The organism is Pseudomonas sp. CBZ-4 (genome assembly GCF_000346755.1).
In the GTDB taxonomy this organism is placed as follows: domain Bacteria; phylum Pseudomonadota; class Gammaproteobacteria; order Pseudomonadales; family Pseudomonadaceae; genus Aquipseudomonas.
Genome location: NZ_ANNV01000149.1, coordinates 53592 through 60892 on the forward strand (window position 1 = coordinate 53592; position 7301 = coordinate 60892).

General features: G+C 61.8%; 9 protein-coding genes. 8 read left to right on the forward strand and 1 reads right to left on the reverse strand.

Features of this window, described 5'->3' with window-relative positions; all coding sequences use genetic code 11:
- Positions 1-4: 4 nt before the first annotated feature.
- The 4 genes from ftsY (at position 5) to rpoH (ending at position 4043) form a co-directional block, all read left to right on the forward strand.
- Positions 5-1372 (forward strand): signal recognition particle-docking protein FtsY, encoded by a 1368-nt coding sequence (ftsY, locus tag B348_RS0120620; RefSeq protein ID WP_017737949.1) that lies wholly within the window; start codon positions 5-7, stop codon positions 1370-1372.
- Positions 1369-2040 (forward strand): cell division ATP-binding protein FtsE, encoded by a 672-nt coding sequence (ftsE, locus tag B348_RS0120625; protein WP_017737950.1) that lies wholly within the window; start codon positions 1369-1371, stop codon positions 2038-2040. The genes ftsY and ftsE overlap by 4 nt, the downstream gene beginning before the upstream one ends.
- On the forward strand, positions 2037-3062 hold the full coding sequence (gene ftsX / locus B348_RS0120630; protein ID WP_017737951.1) for a permease-like cell division protein FtsX: 1026 nt from the start codon (positions 2037-2039) through the stop codon (positions 3060-3062). The genes ftsE and ftsX overlap by 4 nt, the downstream gene beginning before the upstream one ends.
- A 126-nt stretch (positions 3063-3188) precedes the next feature.
- Positions 3189-4043, forward strand: a complete 855-nt coding sequence (gene rpoH, locus B348_RS0120635) for an RNA polymerase sigma factor RpoH (RefSeq protein ID WP_026136942.1) — start codon at positions 3189-3191, stop codon at positions 4041-4043.
- Between the two features lie 177 nt (positions 4044-4220).
- Here rpoH and mtgA read toward each other — a convergent pair whose 3' ends face one another.
- Positions 4221-4943, reverse strand: coding sequence for a monofunctional biosynthetic peptidoglycan transglycosylase (gene mtgA / locus B348_RS0120640; protein WP_017737953.1), 723 nt, complete (start codon positions 4941-4943; stop codon positions 4221-4223).
- Positions 4944-5013: 70 nt separating this feature from the next.
- Between mtgA and B348_RS0120645 the strand changes: the two genes are divergently transcribed.
- The 4 genes from B348_RS0120645 (at position 5014) to trmB (ending at position 7244) form a co-directional block, all read left to right on the forward strand.
- A complete protein-coding gene (locus B348_RS0120645) occupies positions 5014-5391 on the forward strand; it encodes a DUF423 domain-containing protein (RefSeq protein ID WP_017737954.1) in 378 nt (125 codons plus the stop codon).
- 71 nt (positions 5392-5462) lie between these two features.
- Entirely contained in the window at positions 5463-5663 is a 201-nt protein-coding gene (gene thiS / locus B348_RS0120650; protein ID WP_026136943.1) for a sulfur carrier protein ThiS, read from the forward strand.
- Positions 5664-5715: 52 nt separating this feature from the next.
- A complete protein-coding gene (locus B348_RS0120655) occupies positions 5716-6510 on the forward strand; it encodes a thiazole synthase (RefSeq protein WP_003234615.1) in 795 nt (264 codons plus the stop codon).
- Between the two features lie 8 nt (positions 6511-6518).
- Positions 6519-7244 carry a tRNA (guanosine(46)-N7)-methyltransferase TrmB gene (gene trmB, locus B348_RS0120660; RefSeq protein WP_017737956.1) on the forward strand — a complete coding sequence of 242 codons (726 nt, stop codon included), beginning with the start codon at positions 6519-6521 and terminating at the stop codon, positions 7242-7244.
- The last annotated feature ends 57 nt before the right edge of the window (positions 7245-7301 follow it).

Below are 7301 nucleotides of genomic sequence, written 5' to 3' on the forward strand. Positions count from 1 at the left end.
CTCCATGTTTGGTTCCAACGACGACAAGAAGACCCCAGCTGCGGCTGGCGAGAAGAAAGGCCTGTTCGGATGGCTGCGCAAAAAGCCGCAGGAAACCGTCGTCGAACAGCCACAGGTTCAACCTGAGCCTATTCCTGAGCCCATCGTAGAAGCCGAACCGGTCGCAGAGACCCCGGCGCCGGTGGTGTTGCCGCTGGTTGAGCCGGTGTTGCAGCCGGTGGTTGAGGTTGAGCCGGAACCAGAGCCCGAACATAAGCCGTGGCCTGAACTGCCAGTGGCCGAAGAGCCCGTGGCGCTGGTTGAAGACGTCCAGGCTGAACACATCGCACCGCCGATCCCTGCCGTGGTTGAACCGGTGGCCGTGGTGGTTGAAGCCGCGCCAGTCGTCGAAACAGCCGTTCCTGCTGTGGTCGAGCCCGAACCCGTCGCCGCCGAAACCAGCAAGACCGGTTTCTTCGCCCGCCTCAAGCAAGGCCTGAGCAAGACCAGCGCCAGCATCGGCGAAGGCATGGCCAGCCTGTTCCTCGGCAAAAAGGTCATTGACGACGAGCTGCTGGAAGACATCGAAACCCGTCTGCTCACCGCCGACGTGGGCGTCGAAGCCACCGCCGTGATCATCCAGAGCCTGACGCAGAAGGTCGCGCGCAAGCAGTTGACCGACGCCGACGCCCTGTACAAATCCCTGCAGGCCGAGCTGGCCGCGATGCTCAAGCCGGTGGAAGCACCGCTGGTGATCACGCCGAACAAGCCGTTCGTGATCCTGGTCGTTGGCGTCAACGGCGCCGGCAAGACCACCACCATCGGCAAGCTGGCGAAGAAGCTGCAATCCGAAGGCAAGAAAGTCATGCTGGCAGCGGGCGACACCTTCCGCGCCGCAGCGGTAGAACAGCTGCAAGTGTGGGGCGAGCGCAACAAGATCCCGGTAATCGCCCAGCACACGGGCGCCGATTCCGCCTCGGTGATCTTCGACGCCGTGCAAGCCGCCAAGGCGCGCAACATTGATGTGCTGATCGCAGATACCGCCGGTCGCCTGCACACCAAAGACAACCTGATGGAAGAACTGAAGAAAGTCCGCCGCGTGATCGGCAAGCTCGACGCAGACGCTCCGCACGAAGTGTTGCTGGTGCTCGACGCCGGCACCGGGCAGAACGCCATCAGCCAGGCCAAACAATTCAACCAGACGGTGCAACTGACCGGCCTGGCATTGACTAAGCTCGACGGCACGGCCAAGGGCGGCGTGATCTTCGCCTTGGCCAAGCAGTTCGGCCTGCCGATTCGTTATATCGGCGTCGGTGAAGGTATCGACGACCTGCGTACCTTTGAAGCCGAACCCTTTGTCCAGGCACTTTTCGCCGAGCGGGAGCGTCCATGATTCGATTCGAACAGGTCGGTAAACGCTATGCCAACGGGCATGTGGGCTTGCATGAGCTGAGCTTTCGAGTGCGTCGCGGCGAATTCTTGTTTGTCACCGGCCATTCCGGCGCCGGTAAAAGCACCTTGTTGCGCCTGCTGCTGGCCATGGAACGCCCGACCACCGGCAAGCTGCTGCTGGCCGGCCAGGACCTGGCCACCATCAGCAATGCGCAGATTCCGTACCTGCGCCGCCAGATCGGCGTGGTGTTCCAGAACCACCAGTTGCTGTTCGATCGCACGGTGTTCAACAACATTGCCCTGCCATTGCAGATTCTCGGGCTGTCCAAGGCCGAAATCGTCAAGCGCGTGGATTCGGCCCTGGAGCGCGTGGCGCTGTCGGACAAGACCGACCTCTACCCCGGCGACCTGTCCACCGGCCAGCAACAGCGCGTCGGCATTGCCCGCGCCATTGTCCACCGCCCGGCCTTGCTGCTGGCGGACGAACCCACCGGTAACCTCGACCCGCGCTTGGCGGCCGAGATCATGGGCGTGTTCGAAGACATCAACCGTCTGGGCACCAGCGTATTGATCGCCAGTCACGACCTGGCGCTGATCGCCCGCATGCGCCACCGCATGCTGACCCTGCAACGCGGCCGCCTGATCGGTGACGGGGAGGCTGGCGTATGAGTGCTACCCGCAGCCCTAAAGTCTCCGAACGCGTGGCGCCGAAACCGGCCGACCCGCAACCGCAGAAAAAGAAAAAACACGACGAAGACGACGGCCCGGATTTCGGCACGCTGCTGCGCGCCTGGATCGAAAGCCACCGCGCCAGCCTGCTGGACAGCCTGCGTCGCCTGGGCAAGCAGCCGATCGGCAGCTTTTTCACCTGCCTGGTGATGGCCGTGGCCCTGAGCCTGCCGATGGGCTTGTCGCTGCTGCTCAATAATGTGGAGCGCCTTGGTGGTTCCTGGCAGCGTGCGGCGCAGATTTCCCTGTACCTCAACATCGATGCCAGCACCAAGGAAGGCGAAGGCCTGCGTGACGACATCAAGAACCTGCCGGGCGTAGCCGATGCCGAGTACATCAGCCGCGACCAGGCCCTTGAGGAGTTCCAGCAACAATCCGGCCTGGGCGAGGCGCTCAAGGAGCTGCCGCAGAACCCGCTGCCGGGCGTGGTGCTGGTGACGCCGAATGAAGTCGACAAGCCCGCACTGGAAGCCCTGCGACAAAAACTCGCAGAGATGCCCAAGGTGCAGCAGGCGCAACTTGATCTAGTCTGGGTGGAGCGCCTGGCGGCGATCCTCAAGCTGGGTGACCGTTTTGTGTTCGGCCTGACGGTGCTGTTGGTGTCTGCATTACTTTTGGTGATAGGTAATACCATTCGTCTTCATATTGAAAACCGTCGCACCGAGATAGAAGTGATTAAACTGGTCGGCGGCACGGACAGCTATGTGCGTCGGCCTTTTCTGTACATGGGCGCGCTTTATGGCTTCGGCGCCGGGATTTTGTCCTGGGGCGTACTGGCATTTGGCTTGGACTGGCTGAACGACGCGGTTGTCGGGCTGGCTGGCTTGTACGGCAGTGATTTCGCCCTGGCGGGCGTGCCGGTAGCCGATGGTCTGAGTCTCTTGCTTGGCGCGGTGCTGTTGGGGTATATCGGTGCTTGGATTGCGGTCGCTCGTCATTTACGCGAGCTGGCACCGAAGTAGTTAATGTCAGATTAATGTGGTTTCGTTTGTATTGACCGTATCAGCGGTTTAGGGAACTTGTCCTACGGTTCCCGGTCAATTTTCGCAGTGCTGAACTGCACGAGTTATGTAAGTCGGAGGTTTCGTATGACCACTTCTTTGCAACCTGCTTATGCTCTGGTCCCAGGTGCAAACCTGGAGGCGTATGTGCACACGGTCAACAGCATTCCATTGCTGACGCCCGAGCAGGAGCGTGAACTGGCCGAGAGTCTCTACTATGAGCAGGATTTGGGGGCGGCTCGGCAGATGGTGCTCGCCCACCTGCGTTTTGTCGTACATATCGCCCGTAGCTATAGCGGCTACGGCCTGGCGCAGGCTGACCTGATCCAGGAAGGCAACGTTGGCCTGATGAAGGCGGTGAAACGCTTCAACCCGGAAATGGGCGTGCGTCTGGTGTCGTTTGCCGTGCACTGGATCAAGGCGGAAATCCACGAGTTCATCCTGCGCAACTGGCGCATCGTGAAAGTCGCGACCACCAAGGCCCAGCGCAAACTGTTCTTCAACCTGCGCAGCCAGAAAAAACGCTTGGCGTGGCTGAACAACGAGGAAATCCACCGCGTGGCCGAAAGCCTCGGCGTGGAGCCCCGTGAAGTGCGCGAGATGGAAAGCCGCCTGACCGGCCATGACATGGCCTTCGACCCAGCCGCCGAAGCGGATGACGACAGCGCCTTCCAATCGCCGGCCAACTACCTGGAAGACCACCGCTACGACCCGGCGCGGCAACTGGAGGATGCGGACTGGAGCGACAACTCCAACCACAACCTGCACGAAGCGCTGGAAGTGCTGGACGACCGCAGCCGTGACATCCTCTACCAGCGCTGGCTGGCAGAAGACAAAGCCACGCTGCACGACCTGGCGCAGAAGTACAACGTGTCGGCCGAGCGGATTCGTCAGCTTGAGAAGAGTGCGATGAACAAGCTGAAACTGTCGATCGCTGCCTAAAACACTGCGGAAAGACAAAAAAATGCCCCGATCGAGAGATTGGGGCATTTTTGTTTGGCTTCACGCGGTCCCTGTGGGAGCTGGCTTGCCTGCGATAGCGGTCTATCAGCCAGCACATCTGTAGCTGACAGGCCGCCATCGCAGGCAAGCCAGCTCCCACAGGGGTTTTGCAGTGTGTCAGTCGGACCAGGGGGCCTTGCGGGTGTTGTTGAGTTCGAGCAGGTAGCCATCGCCGCCCAACTGACTCATCTGCTGACGAATCCACGCCGCCCGCCTGGCCACATACGCCGTCGGATGGCTGGCACTCCACACCCTTGGGTTGGGCAACACCGCCGCCAGATAACTGGCCTGCTGACGGGACAACGCCTTGGCACTCACGCCAAAGTGATGCCGCGCCGCCGCTTCCGCGCCAAACACGCCTTCATCCCATTCCACGCTGTTGAGGTACACCTCAAGAATCCGCTGCTTGGGCCACAGGATTTCGGTCAACCCGGTAAACCAGGCTTCCAGGCCCTTGCGCAGATAACTGCGGCCAGCCCACAGGAACAGGTTTTTCGACACCTGCTGGCTCAAGGTGCTGGCGCCGCGAATCGAACCGCCGCGCTCGTTGTGCAGGATCGCCGCCTGGATCGCGCCGAAGTCAAAGCCCCAGTGCTGGGGGAAGCGCTGGTCTTCACCGGCCATCACCGCCACTTTCAGCTCGTCGGAGATCTCATCCCACGGCACCCAGGTGCGTTGCAGGTCAATGGGCTCGCCGTCGAACCAGGATTCGATCTTGCGCTCCACCATCAATGCCGTGAACGGCGGCGGCACGACACGCAACAGCAGCACCAGCAGGACACTGCCGATGGCAAACCATTTCACGACTTTGAGAAAACGACTGAAGAGGAGACGCAGCATAGAGATGGCTTGGCCGAACCCGTTGAGCGGGCCATTATACAGACCCTGCCCCTTGTGACTGGAGTTCCTCATGCTGCGTGGCTTTCTGATGTTGGCGGCCTTTTTCGGCTTCACCGGTGTTGCCCTTGGCGCCTTCGCCGCCCATGGCCTGAAAAACCGCCTGAGCGCTGAATACCTGGCGATCTTCCACACCGGCGTCACCTACCAACTGGTGCACACCCTGGCCCTGTTCGGCGTGGCGCTGCTGGCGGCGCACCTGCCGGGGCGCCTGGTCACCTGGGCGGGCGTCTCATTTGCCGTCGGTATCCTGTTGTTCTCCGGCAGCCTGTATGTGCTGACCATGACCGGCATCAGCAAACTCGGCATCATCACCCCGTTTGGCGGCCTGGCGTTCCTGCTCGGCTGGTTCCTGCTGGGCCTGGCGGCGTTCCGCTTGCAAGCCGCCTGACCAAGGGACTTGGGTCAGCCACGTTGATCGGGCTAGAATGCTGGCCCCTAAAAACGATGGCGGCCCGCGGCATGCGCATTCAGTTGAACGGCGAACCCTTTGAACTGCCCGACGGTGAAACCGTTGCGGCCCTGCTGACCCGCCTGGACCTGACCGGGCGTCGCGTCGCAGTGGAGCTCAACCTGGATATCGTCCCGCGCAGCCTGCACGCCGAGACCGCGCTCAGCGAAGGTGACCAGATCGAAGTGGTCCACGCCATCGGCGGCGGCTAGTCGCGCAGCTTCCTGAATTCTGCAGAACCTCACCCCATTCCGAGGATTTCCCATGAGCATCGTTCGTAGCGACAAGCCCTTCGTCCTGGCCGGTCGTACCTACCAGTCCCGTCTGCTGGTCGGCACCGGCAAGTACCGCGACATGGAAGAAACCCGCCTGGCCATCGAAGCCTCGGGCGCCGAAATCGTCACCTTCGCCGTGCGCCGCACCAACCTGGGCCAGATCGAAGGCGAGCCGAACCTGCTCGAAGTGCTGTCGCCGGATCGCTACACCTTCCTGCCGAACACCGCTGGCTGCTACGACGCCATCGAAGCCGTGCGCACCTGCCGCCTGGCCCGTGAGCTGCTTGACGGCCACAACCTGGTGAAGCTGGAAGTGCTGGCCGACCAGAAAACCCTGTTCCCCAACGTGATCGAAACCCTCAAGGCCGCCGAGACCCTGGTCAAGGAAGGCTTCGACGTGATGGTCTACACCAGCGACGACCCGATCATCGCCCGCCAACTGGCCGAAATCGGCTGCATCGCCGTGATGCCGCTGGCCGGCCTGATCGGTTCCGGCCTGGGGATCTGCAACCCGTACAACCTGCAGATCATCCTGGAAGAAGCCAAGATCCCGGTGCTGGTGGATGCGGGCGTGGGCACTGCCTCCGACGCGACCATCGCCATGGAGCTGGGCTGTGACGCGGTGCTGATGAACTCGGCCATCGCCCATGCCCAGCAACCGATCATGATGGCTGAAGCCATGCAACATGCGATCGTCGCGGGCCGCCTGGCCTACCTCGCCGGGCGCATGCCGAAAAAACTCTACGCCAGCGCCTCTTCGCCGCTGGATGGTCTGATCAAGTAAGAGCCATGATGACTGAATCAAACGAAACGCCGAACACCGTGGAAGAAGGCGACGAGTCCAAGCACCGCCGCATCAAGAGTTTTGTGATGCGCGCCGGTCGCATGACCGAAGGCCAGCAAAAGGGCCTGGAGCAAGGTACGCCGCTGTTCGTGTTGCCGCTGGCGGATGCGCCGGTGGACTACGACCAGGTGTTTGGCCGTTCGGCCCCGCGTTCCCTGGAAATCGGCTTTGGCATGGGCCACTCCCTGCTGGAAATGGCTGCGGCCTCGCCGGAGCAGGATTTCATCGGCGTTGAAGTGCACCGTCCCGGTGTCGGCGCGCTGCTCAATGGCGTGCTGACGCAAGGCCTGACCAACCTGCGGGTCTACGACTGCGACGCGATTGAAGTGCTCAACCGCTGCATCGCCGACAACAGCCTCGACCGCCTGATGCTGTTCTTCCCGGACCCCTGGCACAAATCCCGTCACCACAAGCGCCGCATCGTCCAGGCCTCCTTCGCGGAACTGGTGCGCAGCAAGCTGAAAGTGGGCGGCATCCTGCACATGGCCACCGACTGGGAACCGTATGCGGAATACATGCTGGAAGTGATGGATGTAGCGCCTGGCTATCGCAACCTGGCCGAAGACGGCAAATGCGTGCCACGCCCGGCCGAGCGGCCGATCACCAAGTTCGAACGTCGCGGCGAGCGACTCGGGCATGGTGTGTGGGACTTGAAATTCGAGAAGGTTGACTGACAGCACGCGGTCAAAACTGTGGGAGCTGGCTTGTGTGGGAGCTGGCTTGCCTGCGAT